Annotated in this window: 24 protein-coding genes; 21 read left to right on the top strand and 3 right to left on the bottom strand. The window is 66.3% G+C overall.

Annotation, left to right across the window (positions count from 1 at the left end; all coding sequences use genetic code 11):
• The first annotated feature begins 12 nt into the window (after positions 1–12).
• The 18 genes from ACH0CP_RS13230 (at position 13) to ACH0CP_RS13145 (ending at position 11,534) form a co-directional block, all read left to right on the top strand.
• Positions 13–801 carry a PRTRC system protein B gene (locus ACH0CP_RS13230; protein WP_406889448.1) on the top strand — a complete coding sequence of 263 codons (789 nt, stop codon included), beginning with the start codon at positions 13–15 and terminating at the stop codon, positions 799–801.
• Positions 798–1,457: a PRTRC system protein A gene (locus ACH0CP_RS13225; protein ID WP_406889446.1), complete on the top strand. Its 660-nt coding sequence runs from the start codon at positions 798–800 to the stop codon at positions 1,455–1,457. Before ACH0CP_RS13230 ends, ACH0CP_RS13225 begins: the two co-directional genes overlap by 4 nt.
• Entirely contained in the window at positions 1,447–2,205 is a 759-nt protein-coding gene (locus ACH0CP_RS13220; RefSeq protein WP_406889444.1) for a PRTRC system ThiF family protein, read from the top strand. Before ACH0CP_RS13225 ends, ACH0CP_RS13220 begins: the two co-directional genes overlap by 11 nt.
• Before the next feature lie 95 nt (positions 2,206–2,300).
• Positions 2,301–2,945, top strand: coding sequence for a hypothetical protein (locus ACH0CP_RS13215; RefSeq protein ID WP_406889443.1), 645 nt, complete (start codon positions 2,301–2,303; stop codon positions 2,943–2,945).
• Positions 2,946–2,983: 38 nt separating this feature from the next.
• Complete coding sequence (locus ACH0CP_RS13210) at positions 2,984–4,135, top strand: phosphoadenosine phosphosulfate reductase family protein (RefSeq protein ID WP_406889442.1); 1,152 nt, start codon at positions 2,984–2,986, stop codon at positions 4,133–4,135.
• Positions 4,132–4,455, top strand: a complete 324-nt coding sequence (locus ACH0CP_RS13205; RefSeq protein ID WP_406889440.1) for a transposase — start codon at positions 4,132–4,134, stop codon at positions 4,453–4,455. Before ACH0CP_RS13210 ends, ACH0CP_RS13205 begins: the two co-directional genes overlap by 4 nt.
• 18 nt (positions 4,456–4,473) lie before the next feature.
• On the top strand, positions 4,474–5,298 hold the full coding sequence (locus tag ACH0CP_RS13200; protein WP_406889438.1) for a hypothetical protein: 825 nt from the start codon (positions 4,474–4,476) through the stop codon (positions 5,296–5,298).
• Positions 5,291–5,662: a hypothetical protein gene (locus ACH0CP_RS13195; protein WP_406889436.1), complete on the top strand. Its 372-nt coding sequence runs from the start codon at positions 5,291–5,293 to the stop codon at positions 5,660–5,662. The genes ACH0CP_RS13200 and ACH0CP_RS13195 overlap by 8 nt, the downstream gene beginning before the upstream one ends.
• Before the next feature lie 69 nt (positions 5,663–5,731).
• Entirely contained in the window at positions 5,732–6,697 is a 966-nt protein-coding gene (locus ACH0CP_RS13190) for a hypothetical protein (protein ID WP_406889433.1), read from the top strand.
• A complete protein-coding gene (locus tag ACH0CP_RS13185; RefSeq protein ID WP_406889432.1) occupies positions 6,694–7,044 on the top strand; it encodes a DUF3768 domain-containing protein in 351 nt (116 codons plus the stop codon). The genes ACH0CP_RS13190 and ACH0CP_RS13185 overlap by 4 nt, the downstream gene beginning before the upstream one ends.
• 173 nt (positions 7,045–7,217) lie before the next feature.
• Complete coding sequence (locus tag ACH0CP_RS13180; protein ID WP_406889430.1) at positions 7,218–7,604, top strand: hypothetical protein; 387 nt, start codon at positions 7,218–7,220, stop codon at positions 7,602–7,604.
• A gap of 93 nt (positions 7,605–7,697) precedes the next feature.
• Positions 7,698–8,192, top strand: coding sequence for a hypothetical protein (locus ACH0CP_RS13175; RefSeq protein WP_406889427.1), 495 nt, complete (start codon positions 7,698–7,700; stop codon positions 8,190–8,192).
• A complete protein-coding gene (locus tag ACH0CP_RS13170; protein WP_406889425.1) occupies positions 8,182–8,685 on the top strand; it encodes a hypothetical protein in 504 nt (167 codons plus the stop codon). Before ACH0CP_RS13175 ends, ACH0CP_RS13170 begins: the two co-directional genes overlap by 11 nt.
• On the top strand, positions 8,585–9,121 hold the full coding sequence (locus tag ACH0CP_RS13165; RefSeq protein ID WP_406889608.1) for a MucR family transcriptional regulator: 537 nt from the start codon (positions 8,585–8,587) through the stop codon (positions 9,119–9,121). The genes ACH0CP_RS13170 and ACH0CP_RS13165 overlap by 101 nt, the downstream gene beginning before the upstream one ends.
• 171 nt (positions 9,122–9,292) lie before the next feature.
• Positions 9,293–9,793 carry a DUF736 domain-containing protein gene (locus ACH0CP_RS13160; RefSeq protein WP_406889423.1) on the top strand — a complete coding sequence of 167 codons (501 nt, stop codon included), beginning with the start codon at positions 9,293–9,295 and terminating at the stop codon, positions 9,791–9,793.
• Positions 9,794–9,979: 186 nt separating this feature from the next.
• Positions 9,980–10,246, top strand: a complete 267-nt coding sequence (locus ACH0CP_RS13155) for an antitoxin (RefSeq protein ID WP_406889421.1) — start codon at positions 9,980–9,982, stop codon at positions 10,244–10,246.
• Between the two features lie 11 nt (positions 10,247–10,257).
• Positions 10,258–10,656, top strand: coding sequence for a type II toxin-antitoxin system VapC family toxin (locus ACH0CP_RS13150; protein WP_406889606.1), 399 nt, complete (start codon positions 10,258–10,260; stop codon positions 10,654–10,656).
• A 557-nt stretch (positions 10,657–11,213) separates the two neighbouring features.
• Positions 11,214–11,534: a single-stranded DNA-binding protein gene (locus ACH0CP_RS13145; RefSeq protein ID WP_406889419.1), complete on the top strand. Its 321-nt coding sequence runs from the start codon at positions 11,214–11,216 to the stop codon at positions 11,532–11,534.
• Between the two features lie 120 nt (positions 11,535–11,654).
• Here the strand turns inward: ACH0CP_RS13145 and ACH0CP_RS13140 are convergent, their stop codons facing one another.
• Positions 11,655–13,118: a restriction endonuclease gene (locus tag ACH0CP_RS13140; protein WP_406889417.1), complete on the bottom strand. Its 1,464-nt coding sequence runs from the start codon at positions 13,116–13,118 to the stop codon at positions 11,655–11,657.
• Positions 13,118–13,537 (bottom strand): DUF2513 domain-containing protein, encoded by a 420-nt coding sequence (locus ACH0CP_RS13135; RefSeq protein WP_406889415.1) that lies wholly within the window; start codon positions 13,535–13,537, stop codon positions 13,118–13,120. The genes ACH0CP_RS13140 and ACH0CP_RS13135 overlap by 1 nt, the downstream gene beginning before the upstream one ends.
• Before the next feature lie 479 nt (positions 13,538–14,016).
• On the opposite strand from ACH0CP_RS13135, the gene ACH0CP_RS13130 reads away from it, so the two are divergent.
• Entirely contained in the window at positions 14,017–14,994 is a 978-nt protein-coding gene (locus ACH0CP_RS13130; RefSeq protein WP_406889412.1) for a DUF2493 domain-containing protein, read from the top strand.
• A 189-nt stretch (positions 14,995–15,183) separates the two neighbouring features.
• Entirely contained in the window at positions 15,184–15,762 is a 579-nt protein-coding gene (locus ACH0CP_RS13125) for a hypothetical protein (protein WP_406889410.1), read from the top strand.
• 87 nt (positions 15,763–15,849) lie between these two features.
• On the opposite strand, the gene ACH0CP_RS13120 is transcribed toward ACH0CP_RS13125, so the two are convergent.
• Positions 15,850–16,026: a hypothetical protein gene (locus ACH0CP_RS13120; RefSeq protein ID WP_406889408.1), complete on the bottom strand. Its 177-nt coding sequence runs from the start codon at positions 16,024–16,026 to the stop codon at positions 15,850–15,852.
• A gap of 664 nt (positions 16,027–16,690) precedes the next feature.
• Between ACH0CP_RS13120 and ACH0CP_RS13115 the strand changes: the two genes are divergently transcribed.
• Complete coding sequence (locus ACH0CP_RS13115) at positions 16,691–16,915, top strand: hypothetical protein (RefSeq protein WP_406889407.1); 225 nt, start codon at positions 16,691–16,693, stop codon at positions 16,913–16,915.
• Positions 16,916–16,989: the final 74 nt, after the last annotated feature.

Raw genomic sequence — 16,989 nt, 5'->3', positions numbered from 1 at the left:
ACCGTCGGCGGGATGGTGCTGACCAATGCTATTCTGCTCTATCGAACCGAGGCTCAGAGAGGCGGCACCGCCTATGGCGCTACCCGACAGGACGGGCGGGCGTTCGCGAGCCTTCATCAGGTCGAACATGATGATGAGGCCGGGCCGAGGATCGCGGCCGGCACACCGCTGACGCGGGCGCACCTGCGCCAATGGTCCGAAGCCCTGGATCGCGCGGCGCCGCCCGAGCTTCTTCCGCCCAACGTGCTCGTCGCGCATCAGGACCTCCTGGCCTGGTGGGTTCCCGCTCAGGTTCGCCCGGCCTATTTCGATCTGAGCACACGACCCGCACATCTGAAGGCTCTTTTCGTGCGAACGGTTGTGCCGGTCCCTTATCCGGCCCACTTGCTCGTCGCCACCAGGCGGGCTCTCCGCGTTTTCGCGCTTCGCGACGACGAGCGTCCGACAGCCGACACAGCCCTGTTCCACTCGCCCATCCTGAATGTCTATGCCGACGGTACGCTCTGCTGGGGCACTATCCCGAGGCCCGGAAGCCTGGCTGTCTCCGCGATCCCGCAGTTCGAGCGGGCATTGTTCGAGTCTTGGTCGACCCACCCCAATCACGGCCAGGACCAGACCGTCTCGGGCAAGGGTGGCCTCGTCGCCCTCTGGGACGACCTCGCCGCGCGCCGCGCCACTCGCTTTCCAGTGAGGCGCCTCAAGGCGTTTGGCGCGAAGCGGCGTCCGCCAGTGGCACCATCCTCCCGAAAAGCGGTCGCTCCGCTGACGCTCGGGCGACTCATCGAGAGCACGACACGATGAACATCCTCGCCGATGATCCGACCGCCGCCGCGCTGCTGGCGGCGGTACCATGCTTCCCGGCGCCGCCGAGCGGCAGCTCGCCTGGCCTCGAGGCCGTACGCGCGTCGCGCGCCGGCCATTGCCTCGCGATCGGGCGGGACGGCGTGTTCCTCATCGTGCGGCGCCCCTGGCTCGAGCTCGACGCACCCGTCACCCCTCCGATCGCTGCCTACCTCCCTTACGGCAGCGTCGGCGCACCGAGAGCCGACCTTCGTTGCGGACTCATACCGCGGGAACTCCTGAACCAGGCCATCGACCATTTCCGCGCTGCTCTGCCCAACGAAGCGGCCGGCTTCGTCGTTTGGGATGAGGAGGACCGCCAGTTCTCTCTGGACTTCCCGCACATCGACGAGGCGACCCCGTCCCGTCTCATCTATCGCACGCCGGTCCTTCCGCCGAACCGACACGTCATCTGCGACATCCACAGCCACGGCTACGGGCGGGCCTTCTTCAGCGCAACGGACGATACCGACGATGGCCACGCGACCAAGATCGCGCTCGTCGTCGGCCGCCTCGGACACTCCGAGGGTCCCGACCTTGCCTCGCGGCTCTGCGCCGGCGGAATGTTCCTGCCGCTGCCGCGCAGCCCCTTCGAAGGAGATGGCAATGACCCCTGACACGCCCCATCGCCACTTCCTTGCGCCAGGCCTCGAACATCGCGCGCTGAGCGTCGCGCTGGTCGGGTGCGGCGGCAGCGGCGCCCAGATGCTGATGGGCCTCGCGTCGCTCGACACGGCGCTGCGCGCCATTTCCTCACGGTCGCTCCACGTGACCGTCATCGACGATGATGTCGTCGCCGAGGCCAACCTTGCTCGGCAGCCCTTCTACCGTTGCGATATCGGGAACTCCAAAGCGCACACGCTGACGGAGCGGATCAATATTGCCCATGGCCTCGCCTGGCGGGCTGTTCATGGCCGTGCGCCGGGGGCGATCGACGTTACGGGTGCCGACATCCTCATCACCTGCGTCGATACGGCCTCCGCTCGCCGGGAACTTGGCGCTGAACTCGGCAAGGGATCCAAGGCGCCCACCTACTGGATGGATCTCGGCAACCGTGCCGCGGACGGTCAATTTATCATCGGCTGTCCGGACTCGCCCAATCGCCGGAGCAAGCACCGCCTTCCGACCGTGCTCGAATATTTCCCGGAACTCGCGGACGAGAATCTGCCCGATGACGATGCGCCATCCTGCTCGGTCGCCGAGGCCCTGGAGCGCCAGTCCCTCTTCGTAAACCGCATCGTGGCGAGCCACGCCCTCGCTCTGCTCTTCGACCTGCTCGGCCGCGGGTCGATCGGCCACGCGGGGGCCTTCATTAATCTCGGGAGCGGGCACTGCGCCCCGATCCCTCTGCCGGTGGCCGCCTGATCACCTCGGGGCCGAGGGCGCCCACGCTGCCGATAGAGGAGAGAGGGGAGGGGCTGGTCGAGCGGATTTGCGCTTGAGACCGGAGTACCCCGCCGATGAACTACGATGTCGCGATGCGCCACCAGCAGGCGCTCGATCCCAGCGCGCTGACCACCATCGCCGCAGCATTGCACGCGATCGGCGCCGCGATCACCGACTGCCGCAACGCCGGCAAGGATGTCGAAACCGACGCCGCCGTCATCCTGCTCGTCAGGCATCTCGCGTCGGTGACCGAGCGTTGCCCTGACAGCATCGTGCTGCGCCGCGCCTGCATGGACCAGATCGCCGAGATCCGCCGGCACCCCGTGCTTCGCACGCTCGCCTACCGCGGCGTTGCCTATGACGAGGCCGCAAAGCGCGCCTTCCACGCCGAAGGCCGAACAGCGATGCGCCGGCTCGCCGACGCGATGGGACTCGAGGCCGAAAGCTACTCGGTGCGCTCCAACAAAGGCGGTCCCGCCGTCTCAGGCGAAATCACGCTTCATGGCGACGAGGTCTATGTCCAGCTCTCGCTGGGCGGGCTGGGCCGGGATCGCGAAGTGCTCTACCGGCGCGTCAACGGCCGCGCCGATTACTGCGGCCAGCGCAACCACTTCGCGCCGGTCACGGCGCTGCTCGCGCCCGACCGCTTCGCACAGCAGCTCCGGCGCGACCTCCAGCTCTCGCCCCCGATCGCGCAGCCGGAGCGGCTGTTCGCCTGACCGATCTCACCTGCGGCTCGTCGCCGCTGGAGCAGCTCATGACCCATCACGCTCGGCTCGCCGCTTCGGCGACATCGCCCACCATTGTCCCGGAGCTTCCTGGCCTCGCCCTTACGCCAGAGATCATCCGCGCCATTCGCGACGGCGCGTGGATCGTCTTCAATCTGTCGGGGGGCAAGGACTCGAGCGCGGCGATGGCCGCGGTCAATCTCTTCCTCGATCTGCTCGGGCATCCACGCGCGCGGCGCATGGCGATCCATGCCGATCTCGGCCGCGCCGAATGGGCATCGACGCCCGAGACGGTCGAGCGCGTTGCCGCGGAGGCGGGCATTCCGCTCACTGTCGTCCGGAGGCCCGCCGGCGATCTGGTCGATCGCTGGGTCCAGCGATTCGAAAGCGGCAAGCGGCGCTACGAGGCGCTCGAGACCTATAATCTGATCGGGCCATGGTCGTCGGCGTCGCTTCGCTTCTGCCAATCGGAAATGAAGGCGGCCGTGATCGGCCCGGCCGTCGCCCGGATGCACCAGGGCGCCCAGGTCATATCGATCCTCGGGCTGCGCCGCGACGAAAGCCACAACCGCGCTTCGATCCCGATCGCCAGGGTCGACGAGCGTTATGCCAAGGCCGGGAACCGGCACGGGACCCGGATGATGATCTGGAATCCGCTCGCCGACTGGACCAGCGACGATGTCTTCCGTGCCCACCGCCTGCTCGGCATCCTGCTGCATGAAGCTTACACGACCTGGGGCTCAAGCCGCCTTTCCTGCCGCTATTGCATCTTCGCCTCGCTGCAGGACCTCGAGGCATCCGCCTCCGCGCCGGCGAACGCCGAGGTCTATCGCGAGCTGGTCGGGATCGAAGCCCGCTCGACCTTTCCCTTCCAGCCGACCCGGTGGCTCGCCGATGTCTCGCCCCGGCTGCTGAGCGCTGGGCTTAGGTCGGATGTCGCGCGGGCCAAGGCCGACCGGGATGAGCGACGCCGCCTGGAGGCGTCGATGCCGCCAGGGCTTCGATACGTCAAAGGCTGGCCGCTTCGGCTGCCCAGTCAGTCCGAGGCCGAGGACATCGCTGCGGCCCGGCGTGTGATCCTCGCCCGTCATTCTCTTGCCGAACGCTTTCCCACGGCGTCCTCCGTCATCGAACGGTTTGCCGAGCTTCTCGCGATCGCCGCGCGGAAGGCCGCGCGATGACGGCGATCGATGTCCGGGTCGGCCGATGTGCCTTCGTTGCCGACATAGCGGATCGGCCTCCGTTGGGCTGGCGCTTCTGGTCGCTCGCCGGTTTCGCGGGCGACCCTCTCGACCCCGACCCCTATGCGGGCTCCAGGTGCCTCGCCCTCGCGATGGTGGATGTTGATGGCAGCGATCGATGGCTCTGCGCGATGGAGCTCGATCACAGTTTCCAGCTGCTGTGCACCCACGATCTGTTCCCGTCCGCCGACCAGGCGGGTGCGGAGCGCTTTGCCCGGGAAGTGCTCGACGCGCACGCGCGTCAGCCTCGGCTGCTCTGACTTCCGGATCCTCATCCCATGCAGACCAATCGCAGCCAGCGATGGCGCGAGCGGCGCGCGCTGTGGGCGCGCGACCTCGAACTGATCGATCCGACAGCCTATTGCGTCGAAGTTATCGATCATGCCGTAGCGCGCGCCTTCATCGCCCGGCATCACTATCTCCCAAGCTATCCGGCGGCGCAGCTCGCAGTCGGCCTGTTCGGTCGCGGCGGCGTGCTCGAGGGCGTCGCGGTCTTCGCGGTCCCCACCACCGGCGCGGTCATCTCCCGCCATACCGGGTTCGCTGATCCGGCGCGCGGCTGCGTCCTCGCCCGGCTCACTCTGACCGATGCGGTGCCACAGAACGGCGAGAGCTTCTTCGTGTCGCGGGCTTTCCGGCACCTCCGGCGCGAACGGCCGGCAATCGAGGCCGTGGTGTCGTATAGCGACCCGGGTGCCGGGCATATCGGCCGGGTCTATTGCGCGCTTTCGGCGGCGCACCGGACGGTCACGAGGCCGCGAACCGTGCTGCGGGTCGGCGACGTCACGATCTCGGGTCGCACCCTCTCGAAGATCCGCCTCGGCGAGCAGGGCCATGCCGGCGCCATCGACCAGCTCGTCGCCCTGGGCGTCCCAAGGCCGGCGATCGGCGAGGAGCCGCGCCGCTGGCTCTGGCGGCTTCAACGTGAGCGCCATCTTCTCGCACACCAGCAAGCCGGCCTCTACGCCTATTGCTTCGAGCTCACCCGCGAGGCCCGGCGCCGCGGCCGGGCACTTCCGCGGCTGCCCTATCCGAAGGCGCTGCCGCCACAGCACCCGACGCTGCCGCTTCTCTTCACCGACCCGGAGGCCCATCATGGCTGACATCACGACCCTACCCGTCATGACCGCGGCCGATGCCGAGAGCATCGGCTTTGCCCGGTTCAACGACGTGCCGACGCTTCCGATCGACGTTCCGGACGGGAACTTCACCATCAGCGCAAAGACGTCGGACGGACGCCGGGTCACCTTCTTCTTCGGCGAGTACAAGCGCGGCTCGCCGCCCAGCTTCGTAGACATCCAGTATCACGATAACGGCACCGGGATCGCGAACGCCAACGGCGGCACATCGCCGACCTTCGACATGCTGACGATCGGCCTCGGCGGCCGGCAGGTCTTCGACAGCCGCAAACTCTGCGCCGACGACAAGCCGTCGATCGCCGTCATTCTGATGGGCGAGCCCAGCTAACGAGGATGAGGGGAGGGGGTGTGCAGGGTCGGAGGCGATGAACGCCTTCGAGACCCGAGGCCGCCATCCATGTCCGCACGTCCACGCACCGAGGCCGGGAACGCCCGGTCACCCGACTCCATCCTGGTCTCCGCACCGCCGCCCGTTGTCCTCGCCTACGGCATCGGTGTCGATTCCACTGCGCTGCTCGTCGAGCTGGAAGCCCGCGGCGAAGCTCCAGACCTTGTCCTGTCCGCCGATCCCGGGGCCGAGAAGCCGGAGACCTATGCCTATCAGGAGATGATAGCGGCCTGGATGGCGGCGCGTGGCATCCCCTATGAGGTCGTCCGTTACGTCCCGCAGCGCTTCAAGCATTGGCCGCCTTATTACTCGATCCTGACAAATGTGCTCACCAACGGGACGCTCCCCAGCATCAGCCTGGGCCGGCATAGCTGCTCGCTCAAATGGAAGGTTGCTCCCCAGGACGCGTTCCTTCGCGAGTGGGGGCCTGCCCAAGCCGCCTGGACGCGAGGTCAGAAGGTCGTCCGGCTGATCGGCTATGACGCATCGCCGGCCGACAGCCGCCGCTACGCGCACGCCTCCACGATCGACGATCCGCTGTTCGAGTGCCGCTATCCGCTCCGCGAATGGGGGTGGACCCGTGATCGCTGCGTAGCGCGCATCGTCGCCGCCGGCCTTCCGGTGCCGCCGAAATCGAGCTGCTTCTTCTGCGGCGCGATCAGGCCGGACGAGGTTCGCGCGCTGCCATCCTGGTGCCTGCGGCTGATTGTCCTGATCGAAGCGCGGGCCGAGCCCCGACTTCGGACGGTCGAGGGTCTCTGGCGTCGCTCGACCAAGACCAAGCCCGGCAAGATCACCGACTTCATCCGGGCGGAACGGCTGCTCCCCGAGGCCGAGATCACGGCGATCCGCCGCGACGCGCCCACCGACCTGATCCGCTTCCAGGATGCTGCCAGCATCGTGCCGCTCTCCGAACGGCCGACGATGGAAGCATGGATCGAGACCTTCAACGCCGGCCAGATGGAGGCAGCATGACCGACCAGCTTTCACGTATTGCCGCTCTCAACGATCGCGTCCGGCAAGGTCTCGATCCGAGGGCGCGCGTCGTCATCACCGCCGCGTGTGTCGCCGCGCTTGCTGAGCGCAGCAGCCCCGATGCCATGCTCCACGCGCAGGCGGAATTGCTGATGGCGATCCATCGGTGCGATTTCGCTCCCGATGAGCGCGCGGAGCGCCGACGCGGCGAGGTCATGTTTCAGGGCCGGCCCATCCGGTTCGCGATCGACTATTATGATCGTGCACTCGAATGCGGTTCCCAGGATCCAGCCGACCCGGAAATTACGATCCGCGTGATGACGATCATGCTGCCGGAGGACGACTAGGGTGCGTCTCGCGCCCGCACAAACACTGTCGGATGGACGTCATGCGTCGGATCGTCCCGCCCCTGACCCGGCACCAGCAGCACATCGCAATTGCGGTTGAGCGGCTGCGCCAAGCCCGTAGTCTGCTCCGGCAGGTCGGACCCCGTCACTCAGGTTCGGCGACAGGCAGGGTGATGAGCATCGCCGATGGCGCTGCCTCACGTCCAAGACCGGATCCGGAGGATCAACGCGTGAGCCGCCACGACCTACAGCCCAAGCCTGGTCGCAAGGATATGGTCCGCGCTGTGGTCGGCTGGGACCGTCCGCTGCAGACCTTCTTTGCGCAGGTCTTCTTCGCAACTGACGATGAACCCGAGGAGGGCGAGGCCCGGATCTGGGTTGGTACCGAACCCGGCGAACTGCTTACAGCCGAGGCCGTGATCGCGATTGTCGCTCCCTATGCCGTGGTGCCCGCCGATCTTCCCGATCGGCTCACGGCGGACATGCAGGCAACGATCGGTATCGAAGACGGCCAGCATCAGGTCGCCGCCAAGCGAAGCCTGTTCGGCTCTACCCACTAGCAATTGCACTTCTTCATCCCTGGCGGCGTGCGCGTGCACGCGCCGCCGGGCCGTTCCGCGCGCCCGCCGCGCGGCCAACCAGAGGAGATCAACATGGCCGACCGCGTATCTGCGTCGATCAGCGTCGGGGGCACCGTCGATGCCGACGAATTCGAGGAACTCACCGCCGTGATCGCGAGCGAGGGACTCGCGGTCGAATGGGACGGTGAGCCCTTCGGACCCCACCACCATGTCGCCGGCGAACCGCTTCGCCTCTTCGCCCACGAAGTGGCTGGCGGCAGCTTCGATGATCTCGAGAACTGGTGTCGCTCGCACCGACTGCCGTTTGTGCGCTGGTGCGGTGGCTATTCCGGTCAGTGGGGCCCCGAGCGCGTGGTTGCGACGGGCGACGGCGGCTCCAAGTCCTACGCGGTCACCGAAGATGACGAGGTGGTCATCAGCCGGAGCACCCTCGAAGCGCTCGGTTCGATAGAGGCGGTCGTCGCCCATTTCGATGCCGCCGACTTCGCGGTGCCGCCGCTCATTGTCCGCGACCCAGGGGAGGCCGGCATCACGCTGGCAACCGATGGAGGCCACCATGTCCAATAGCTACATCAAGGCCGCGTTCGGCATCTCCGTCAGCCTCGCCGAGGCCGACCTCCTGCGCCGCGTGGTCGGCGCGATTAAGCTGATCGGCGATGCCGAGACCAGCATCGACGCGCTCGAGGCCCATTATCGCGCCCTCGGCGACGATTTCGTCGAGCGCTTTCCGCGAACGTTGGACAGTCCGTTTGACGGCTTGCTCGACCTGTTCCCGGACGAGAATCATCCGATCCTCGATTTCGACGTCGATTTCGGCACGCCGCTTGCACGGCACCCATCGTGCGCCATAACGGAAAGTCGTCAGGCGAGCAGCGCCATGACGTATCCTTTCGTGGGAGGTTTGGTTGCCGGAAGAGAACAACCTCGTCGCGATGACGATCGAAGTCGTCGCGAGCTATGTGGCGCACAACAATCTTCGGCCGGAAGACGTGCCAGATTTCATCGCCAAGACCCATGCGGCGATCAGCGGCATCGCGAAAGAACCAGAAGCGCCGGCTGAAGAGACGCCGCCGGCTGAGCCCGAATTCACGCCCGCTGTCTCCGTGCGCAAGAGCCTCGCCTCGCCAGACCACATCCTCTCGATGATCGACGGCAAGCCCTACAAGTCCCTGAAGCGGCATCTGGGCAGTCATGGCCTGACCCCGGCAGAATATCGCGCGCGCTACAATCTCAAGGCCGATTATCCGATGGTTGCGCCGGGCTATTCGGCGCAGCGCCGCGAGGTCGCGCAGCGTCTAGGCCTGGGGCGCAAGCCCAAGGCCAAGGAAGCGCCGGCCGAAGCTGCGCCGACGCCCAGCGATGCCGCGCCGGCATCGCAGCCGAAGCCCCGCGCCCGACGTGCCAAGGCCGACGACAACCCTGCCCCCCCGCCCAGCGAAAAGGCACCCCGGCGGCGCAAGGCAAAGTCCGCGGAAGCTCCGGAAGGCGAAGCCTGACGCCTGAAGCGGCTGGCGCCTGGGAAGGACGCGACGTTCCCGACAGCGCCGAAGAGGCGCTCGTCGGAGCGGCGCTGATGCGCCTTACTCGGCCGAACGGCCGAGGAGCTGAGTGGGTGAGAGAGTGTGTTCGGACAAGGGGTTCGAGCGCACAATCTCAGGAGACTTCCCATGAACATCGGCACCATCACCCAGAACGCCAGCGGCACCTACACTGGCAAGATCTCGACGCTCACCGTTGCCATCGTGATCGCGCTTCGGACGGTCCAGTCAACCAACCCGCGCGCGCCCAAGTTCGAGATCCTCGCGCTGTCCGCCGCCCGCCAGTGGGTGCAGGTCGGGGCGCTCTTCGAACTCGCGTCCAACTCGACCGGCGAAACCTTCCTCAACGGCAAGATCGAGGACCCGAGCCTGGACAAGCCGCTCTACATCTCGGCCTTCCGGCAGGAGGACGGCTCCTACAACATCGTCTGGTCGCGGCCCACGCGCCGTCGCGAGGCGCCGACGGACACGGTCGCGGCCGACGACGGCCTGCCGCCGCTGCCGGGTGCTGATGCACCGGTGGCACCGGCCGAACCCGATGGACTGGGCGAGTCATCGGCCGAAGGCGCGTTTGGCGGCGAGCCCGCGTCCGGCGGTCGCCGCCGCCGTCAGCCCGAGGCGGTCGACTGACCTCCCTCTTTTCGGTCCGCGCGTCTCACGCTCGCGCGCGGACACCCCCACGGGACCCGCTGCCGATGCCGCGCAGCGGGTCCTATTTTCGTTCGCCATACCGAAGCAGGAGGAACTCGGGACGCCGTGCCGCCTTGAAGAAAAGCGGATCATGTATATGCTGGTGTATATGCAAAGGAGGCGGATATGATCCCCAAGCACGCCGAGGGAGCGATCAGCCGAGAGGCGAAGCTGTTCCGGAACAACAAAAGCCAGGCTGTGCGGATACCCGCCGACTTCGAGCTGCCCGGCGATCGCGTCATGATCCACCGCGAAGGCGATCGGCTGGTCATCGAACCGATCCGACGGAAGAACATCGTCGAGGTTCTCGCAGGGCTCAAGCCTCTTGGCCCTGATGATGAGTTCCCCGATGTCGACAGCACATTGCTGCCCGCCAGGGCCGTGGATCTGTGACTCAGCTCTACATGCTGGACACCAATATCGTGTCGGAACTGGCGCGGAATCCGCAAGGCGCTGTCGCGACGCGCATCGGGGAGGTCGGTGCCGATGCAATCTGCGTAAGCATCATTACCGCAGCGGAACTGCGCTACGGCTGCGCCAAGAAGGGATCGCCGAGGCTCCTGGCGCAGATCGAAGCAATCCTCGACAGCATAACCGTCCTGGCCCTCGATGTGCCTGCGGATACGGAATATGGCGGCATTCGAGCCGAACTCGAAAGCGCCGGCAAGCCAATCGGCCCCAACGACCTTTTCATCGCGGCCCATGCTTACGCGCTTGACGCGACATTGGTCACCGCGAACACCGGTGAATTCTCACGCATCCGGGCGCTCAAGGTCGAAAACTGGATCAGCGATCTCCATTGAACTTCCGCAGATCATTGCGAGGCGACGCCAAGTCTATACCCTCGACGAAGTGCCCGACGATCTCGCGGCACTGGTTCGTACCTCATCTGCGCCCGCCGACGCCGCCACGTTCGACGACGATGTCGCGGCCTGAGAGAATGCCCGCGCCTATTTCCTGAACCTGGCCGCGCCGCGACAATCGGCATGCAGCCGCCCCCCGATGTCAGTGACGGCAGCCGCTATAGGACGATCCTTCCCTTTTCATTCCGGCTGGCGCTCGATCCAGCGACAGGCGACAGGGTCGCTCCTATCTGACTGCGGCCGATTTTCGCCGATCTCGGCTTGCTCCATGCACTAAGCCCTCGGCTTTTCGTCGCCGCTTCCTGACACCTGCGGCGAGACGATCGCGCCCCACAACCCCGTACGCTCACCCGTGTTGCCGCTCACGCGGCTGCCCGCGCCAGCTCGCTCCAGGGGTTCCCCCTCGCGCTGCGCGCTCCGGTGTGGGTCGCGCGCGCACGCCGCTCTTCGGTGTCACCGGCGGAAAAGCCCGCTGGCAGCATCAGAGGAGCAGTCCCATGAACAACGTCAATATCACCGGCCGGGTCGCCAAGGATCCCGACACCCGCGGCAGTGTCACCACCCTCATCGTCGCCACCGATCGCGTGAAGCTCAGGGACGGCAAGACCTATGTCGACGAGGCCACCGGCTACACCGCCAAGGAGACCGAGTTTGACAAGGTCACCTGCTTCAACGGTCTCGGCAAAGCCGCCGCGAGCCGGGAGAAGGGCAACGTCGTCGCGATCACCGGCCGCCTGCATTATTCGAGCTGGGAGGACCGCGACGGCGTGACGCGCTACGGCTGCGAGATCATCGCCGACAAGATCGACTTCTTCTGACCGCAGGCCGGGCGGCGCTTCGGCGCCGCCCGCTGATTTCTCGCGCCGCACGCCGCTCCGTCCGCCGACCCGCTCGCCATGCCGGGCGGATTCTCCTGGCAACGGCGCTATCGCGCAAGATCAATCGCCGGCGATGGTCCAGGCGTGCACGGGCTCTTCGCACGCCGCAAGCACCTCGCTCATGCTGATCCCGCGCTTCCGCGCGATCCCATGGATGCGGTGGACAAGGGCCGGCACGTACCGCGATACCCGCAGGCGGTAAGCGAGGTCGTACACCGAGAGCCCGCCATGCGCAGATAGCTGCGCTCGCGGATGCGTGATCTCGTTGGCGGCGTAAAACGCCGCACGCTCATCCTCATCGAGCATGACCTTGATCGCCGGCTCCATCTGCCTTGGATTGGGGAACGCGTTCAAAGCCCAGGTCCGTCTGGGTCTCGCATCCCACAGCTGGAACGACTGACCCAAGGATCGGACGGCCTGGCCCTGGACCTCGAAATCCTGCCCGCCAAACCAGATCGTGCCGATCTCCTCGCTGCTGAGCATGAAGGTCAGCTGCTCGGCCAGCGCGCGTTCGGTCTGCCGGTAACGCAGGTCGATCGATTCCAGCGCGAGCTTGTGCCTGCGCTGCTCGGCGTCCAGCGACGCCGCCTGCCTCAGTGCCCCCAGTTCTCCGACCAAGCCGTAATCGTCCACCATCTCGATCACGATCGTGGCGCCGGGATCGCGCCGATGCGCCGCCACGAACTCCGCGCAAAACAGCCCGAGCTCCTCGTCGCTCTGGTCGGCGAAGCCCTTTTCCTCGCAGAACTGCAGGCGAGATACAGGCGCCGTGCCGGCAGTCGGCTTCGATGGGCTGGCCGATCGTGCGCGATCCGCAGGTCCTCCGCCGGCTCCGAGATGATGCTCGAACAGCTTGGCGGCGCCATCCAAGTCGATGACCCGCTCGACTCGGAAGAACCTGCTCACAACCCCCGGCGCATCGTGGAGCATCGCATCCAGATCGACAGGCCGGAGAAGCTTGTATTCGAGCGCTTCCAGCGCCGCCGTGACCGTCGGAAGGAGCGCTGTGGCATCGAGCTTGGCAAAGCTCCGATGCGCCTTGATGACAGCGTTCAGGTGACCGCCGATCGCCGTCTTGTTGTCGGCGAACCACATCTTCGGAGCGTCGAAGAACTCCACCGCATTGCCGGTGGGATCGCCCGAGACCGCCAGCGTGTAGCGAAAGTCCTTCCTTGGGGCGATCTTCGGATCGAGCTCTGCGAACAGGAGATACTTGATCACCTCCCGGACAGCGGCAGGAGCGGTCATGCCATCGGTTCGTTTGCATTGCACCAGGCCGGCAGGCTTCTCGGCCCTGGTGAGCCAGACGTCCCTGCCGCGGTCCGCGCCCGTGATCATCAGCGTGACCCGGTCGAAGTCGTCGTTGGGCCGCTGGCGCTCGAACAGCGCATAGAGCAGACGCTCGAAATCATCGGACCCCAAACGTTCATAAGGTTGCCGCGCCGACCCTGTCGTCGGCGCCGCGCAGTGAGCCGCTTGCTCGATTTCCCGCTCGACCGCCTCGCGCGATAGGAAACTGGCCATCAGAACTCGACCGCGATGCCGCTGTGCTTCTCGACCTGGGTCTTCAGAATGCCCTTCGCCAAAGCCTTGAGCATTTCCACGCTGAAGCCGCCGGCCTGTTCAGCGCCCGCCTTGGTGAGCTTCCAGATCCGCGGATCGCGTACCGAATCCAGAAAATCATGCCCCTCCCAGGTGATGCCTTCGATCACCCAATAACCGCCTGACCGCCGAGTGAGGGAGATGAACTTCGCTTCCGAAAGCAAGGTCAGGTGATATTCCAGCTTCGCCACATCCTCGGCAGAGAGTGAAGCGTCGGCCAGGGGTAACCCCAGAGCGTCAGCCATCTCCTGATCGAGCAGGTGAAACACCTTCCGCCCGCCCTCGATCTCAAGAAGAAGGTCACGGATCACGTTCATGTCGCGCTTGTAGGAAGTGGTCATCCTGGACTCTTAGCGGATGCCGGTGGCCTCTCAATGCCCGGCTGCCGGCACGATTGACCTTCGCCACCGCTCAAAGGCATCCCACAGCAGTTTCTGCGCATCCCGGCGGAGCCGGGACCGGCGCTCTACTCGCCTGCGGCTCCCGGAGCCCCGCTGCCCGGGTCTCCGCCCCTCGGGTGACGATCACCTTGCGGTGGCGCCAGGCCGCAAGGGAGTGCCCAAAAAAACTCTCTCTCTATGACTTCCTAGATATGACGTGCGGGGATCCGAGCCCGTCAAGGATGAGTGGTTCCCCCAATTTTCACGAACCCGCCGCTTCGCTCTGGGCCCGAGAAAATCGGCTCCCCCACTCCCCGCTGGCGCGGCGTTAACCGGGGTCCGGCTTGCGCCGGCTTCCCGGCTAACGTCCCTGACCGGCACGACCGCCGCACGTCGAATGAAAGGCCTCATCGAGTGGATGAGATCCAACGGAGGCTATCATGCAGACCACTTTCACCAACTTCGCCGACCTCGCCAGCCACATCGCAGCCGCGCGCGAGAACGAGGACCTGACCCAGACCTACGAAGGCGCGTTCATCGAGCATAGCGAGATGGCAAAGCTCAGCATCGTCGAGGCGCCAGAAGCGCTGGACATGCCCGATCCCGAGCAGGTGCGCGCCGCCGTCGAGATGATGATGCAGACGATGTTCGATGTGCTGCGCGACACGCGCATGGAAGCCTTCGCGACCGATCTCGCCTGGGGGTTCGCCAACAGCTTCCACGTCGTGGCGAAGCGGATCGAGGGTCGCGAGGATGACGCAGCGAAGAAGCTCGGCGACCTCGCGCGCTCCTACGATCCGTCGGAGATCTACGCGACCGAACTGGAGGATACGCAGCTCCTCTGCCAGACGCTGCAGGGGTGCCGGGAAGCGATGGAGTGCATGCGCGACCACGCCGCCGAGGTGTACCGGGTCGAGACCGGCAAGCCCTTCTCGCCGGTTCGGGGAAGCCGGGTGTCGAGCGCGCTGAATGCGTCGATGATCGATGCCCGCGACTATCTCGCCTCACGCGCCCGCGAGCGCCGCGAGCAGTTCGCCCCCGAAGGTCCCGTGGTTGCCTTCTCCGGCGGCCAGGTCTGGGAAGACGGCGACCTCCTCTGGAAGGGTCTCGACAGCATCAAGGCCCGCATCCCGGAGATGATCCTGGCGACCACCGCCCAGGCGAAGGGTTGCGACGCGGTGGCGCACGCATGGGCGGCATCGCGCGGCGTGAAGGTCATCCAGTTCCGCCTCGATCGCAGCCAGGGCAACCGCGCCGCGTTCGTGCGCAACGACCGCATCCTCAACCTCAAGCCGGTCGAAGCGGTGATCTGCGAAGGCTCCGGCATCCAGCAGAACCTCGCCCAGAAGCTGCGGCAGGCCGGCGTGCCGCTGCACATCGTCCGCCTCGCGCATCAGCGCAAAGCACAACGGGCGTGACGCCCTCGCGGAGAGGCTCCGGCTTCGGCCGGGGCCTCTCCTCCCTTTTCCGCCTGGTGAGCGGCGCTCGGGGGCATCGAGCCCCCTCGCGCCGCGAGGTGCCGGCGCCGCCGCGCCGCTGCCCTGCGGCCCGTCATGCAGCCAAGAAGAGGGGGGATGAAAGCGAGCGGTTCAACAGGGGAGGACGAGATGTCCATCACGTTCCGCATCGCCACCGCCGCCGACGACGAGGCCCGTCCAACGGCCATCATTACCGCCCGCCAGCTCGCCGCATTCCGCAGGTTTTTGCGAACAGAAGGCGAGCGCACCGGAACAGCGCTGCTCGATCCGGACGCCGACGACGATGTCTTCCTTTCCTACCGCTTCGAGGCCCGCATCTGCCCGCTCGCGCTCGCCGCAATTGCCCGCCTTTTCGACTATGCCACGGATGTGATCAGCGTCGTCGAGGAAGCGCAGTTTCGCGGGCGGCGCGTGAGCGTTTTTCGAGAAGAAGGGCCCGGCACGATCAACCTGGCGGTAGCTCTCACGTCCGACCTGGGACTTGAGCTCAACCTTGCCTCGAACAACGCGTTCGCGCTGCTCGACAGCCTCGGCCTGGACGCCGCAAGCGTGGGCGAAACCACGATCAAAACGATCCGGGACCGCCTCGCCTGTCCTGACGTTCGCCGCCACGCCGCCGAGCACGGCATCGCCGACTATATCGAGCGGCTCGACCGCCTTGTTGCGGTGGTCGCGAACGACGAATCCTGCCGCCTGGAATGGGCCTAGCCTCCACCCAGAACAGGTCGGCAGGCGGGGCGCGCCAGTTCGCTGGCGCGCCCCCACCTCACTGTGCGCCTGCCCCACGTTTGAGCGTCAGGATGCGGCCGAACGCCCCATTTCCGAAGCCCGCCCCAGGACCGCGTCCACCGCATCTCGCAGGTGCGCCGCAGCCCTCTCTTCGTCGGCAGCTTCCAGCCACTCGAGCGCCTGCCGCATCAGCGCGAGCGCCATCGCCTTTTGAAGGATCGGATCGTTGTCCAGGTCGTCCATTCCGCTTGCCCGGGGCGCACCTGCTGCCAGCGGTCACGTCGGAGCGCCCTGCCAACGAACTCCCGCGCGCGCTGGGCGCGGGAGCCGGGGCTGGTAACACGTCGAGACATGCGCCTACGCTTTTAGTGCCGGGGCACCTGGACATATGCGCAGGCACCCCGGCGTGAGACCACACCAGGTTGCCGTTCTCGACGGGATTACCAGTCCCGGCGCTGCCGCTTTGCAGCGCCCTTGCGGACTATCATAGGCATACCGGCGAACCAACCCGCGACAGTGGGCCGGCCCAAATCGCCTCCCGGTCAATGAGTTCGGGCGCAAGCGTGGCCGCCCGGGTTCGATAAGATGTCGCGATCCCGCCGCCCGTGGCCGGACGACCCCTCGGCTGTCAAATCAAGCGTGGCTGTCAAGGGTCCCGGCCGCCGCCGTTGCGCCTCGATCAGAGGATAAAATCTCTCACAGATATCCCAGGATGTCGTTGAGGGAGATGCCGCGTCAAGAATGAGCGGTGCCCCCAATTTTGCCGCGGCCTGCGCTCCGCTCCAGCCACGACAAAATCGGCACCCCCGCTCCCCGCTTCGCGGCTCCGGCTTCGCCTCCGTTCCTGACCCGGCATCTCCCTCAACGACGGTCATTCCCCTGTCATTCAAGACGACAGGAGGCTCACATGCAGACCAACTCGACCACGGCTTACAACGACACCGCCGCCTACCTCGCCGCGCTTGCCTTCGCTGAGCGCCGGGCACTCCACAGCTTCTTCGACCAGCACGTTATCGAGGACGAGATGAAGGGCTACGTCGCCATCGACGAGGGCGACTATGGCGCGCTGCCGATGGCACTCATCGACCGGGTCGTGCACACGGTCCCGGGCGGCATGTCGGACGAGTTCTGAAACGACAGGGAGGGGCGGGACCGCCTCTCCCTTTTTTTGCTGTTGGGGCATACGGGCATGAGGGGCATCGAGCC

This window comes from Sphingomonas sp. 179-I 2A4 NHS, from assembly GCF_045369135.1.
Taxonomy (GTDB): Bacteria; Pseudomonadota; Alphaproteobacteria; order Sphingomonadales; family Sphingomonadaceae; genus Sphingomonas.
Note: the sequence above shows the minus strand (reverse complement) of the source record. Positions and strands in the feature narration are given on the sequence as shown.

Bases quoted from the DNA above. Each gene is read 5' to 3' on its own strand.
- ACH0CP_RS13230 (WP_406889448.1), top strand. From the start codon at position 13: ATGGTGCTGACCAATGCTATTCTGCTCTATCGAACCGAGGCTCAGAGA.
- ACH0CP_RS13125 (WP_406889410.1), top strand. From the start codon at position 15,184: ATGTCCATCACGTTCCGCATCGCCACCGCCGCCGACGACGAGGCCCGT.
- ACH0CP_RS13155 (WP_406889421.1), top strand. From the start codon at position 9,980: ATGATCCCCAAGCACGCCGAGGGAGCGATCAGCCGAGAGGCGAAGCTG.
- ACH0CP_RS13120 (WP_406889408.1), bottom strand. From the start codon at position 16,026: ATGGACGACCTGGACAACGATCCGATCCTTCAAAAGGCGATGGCGCTC.
- ACH0CP_RS13225 (WP_406889446.1), top strand. From the start codon at position 798: ATGAACATCCTCGCCGATGATCCGACCGCCGCCGCGCTGCTGGCGGCG.
- ACH0CP_RS13200 (WP_406889438.1), top strand. From the start codon at position 4,474: ATGCAGACCAATCGCAGCCAGCGATGGCGCGAGCGGCGCGCGCTGTGG.
- ACH0CP_RS13170 (WP_406889425.1), top strand. From the start codon at position 8,182: ATGTCCAATAGCTACATCAAGGCCGCGTTCGGCATCTCCGTCAGCCTC.
- ACH0CP_RS13210 (WP_406889442.1), top strand. From the start codon at position 2,984: ATGACCCATCACGCTCGGCTCGCCGCTTCGGCGACATCGCCCACCATT.
- ACH0CP_RS13190 (WP_406889433.1), top strand. From the start codon at position 5,732: ATGTCCGCACGTCCACGCACCGAGGCCGGGAACGCCCGGTCACCCGAC.
- ACH0CP_RS13145 (WP_406889419.1), top strand. From the start codon at position 11,214: ATGAACAACGTCAATATCACCGGCCGGGTCGCCAAGGATCCCGACACC.
- ACH0CP_RS13130 (WP_406889412.1), top strand. From the start codon at position 14,017: ATGCAGACCACTTTCACCAACTTCGCCGACCTCGCCAGCCACATCGCA.
- ACH0CP_RS13215 (WP_406889443.1), top strand. From the start codon at position 2,301: ATGAACTACGATGTCGCGATGCGCCACCAGCAGGCGCTCGATCCCAGC.
- ACH0CP_RS13205 (WP_406889440.1), top strand. From the start codon at position 4,132: ATGACGGCGATCGATGTCCGGGTCGGCCGATGTGCCTTCGTTGCCGAC.
- ACH0CP_RS13180 (WP_406889430.1), top strand. From the start codon at position 7,218: ATGAGCATCGCCGATGGCGCTGCCTCACGTCCAAGACCGGATCCGGAG.
- ACH0CP_RS13150 (WP_406889606.1), top strand. From the start codon at position 10,258: ATGCTGGACACCAATATCGTGTCGGAACTGGCGCGGAATCCGCAAGGC.
- ACH0CP_RS13135 (WP_406889415.1), bottom strand. From the start codon at position 13,537: ATGACCACTTCCTACAAGCGCGACATGAACGTGATCCGTGACCTTCTT.
- ACH0CP_RS13220 (WP_406889444.1), top strand. From the start codon at position 1,447: ATGACCCCTGACACGCCCCATCGCCACTTCCTTGCGCCAGGCCTCGAA.
- ACH0CP_RS13140 (WP_406889417.1), bottom strand. From the start codon at position 13,118: ATGGCCAGTTTCCTATCGCGCGAGGCGGTCGAGCGGGAAATCGAGCAA.
- ACH0CP_RS13185 (WP_406889432.1), top strand. From the start codon at position 6,694: ATGACCGACCAGCTTTCACGTATTGCCGCTCTCAACGATCGCGTCCGG.
- ACH0CP_RS13195 (WP_406889436.1), top strand. From the start codon at position 5,291: ATGGCTGACATCACGACCCTACCCGTCATGACCGCGGCCGATGCCGAG.
- ACH0CP_RS13175 (WP_406889427.1), top strand. From the start codon at position 7,698: ATGGCCGACCGCGTATCTGCGTCGATCAGCGTCGGGGGCACCGTCGAT.
- ACH0CP_RS13115 (WP_406889407.1), top strand. From the start codon at position 16,691: ATGCAGACCAACTCGACCACGGCTTACAACGACACCGCCGCCTACCTC.
- ACH0CP_RS13160 (WP_406889423.1), top strand. From the start codon at position 9,293: ATGAACATCGGCACCATCACCCAGAACGCCAGCGGCACCTACACTGGC.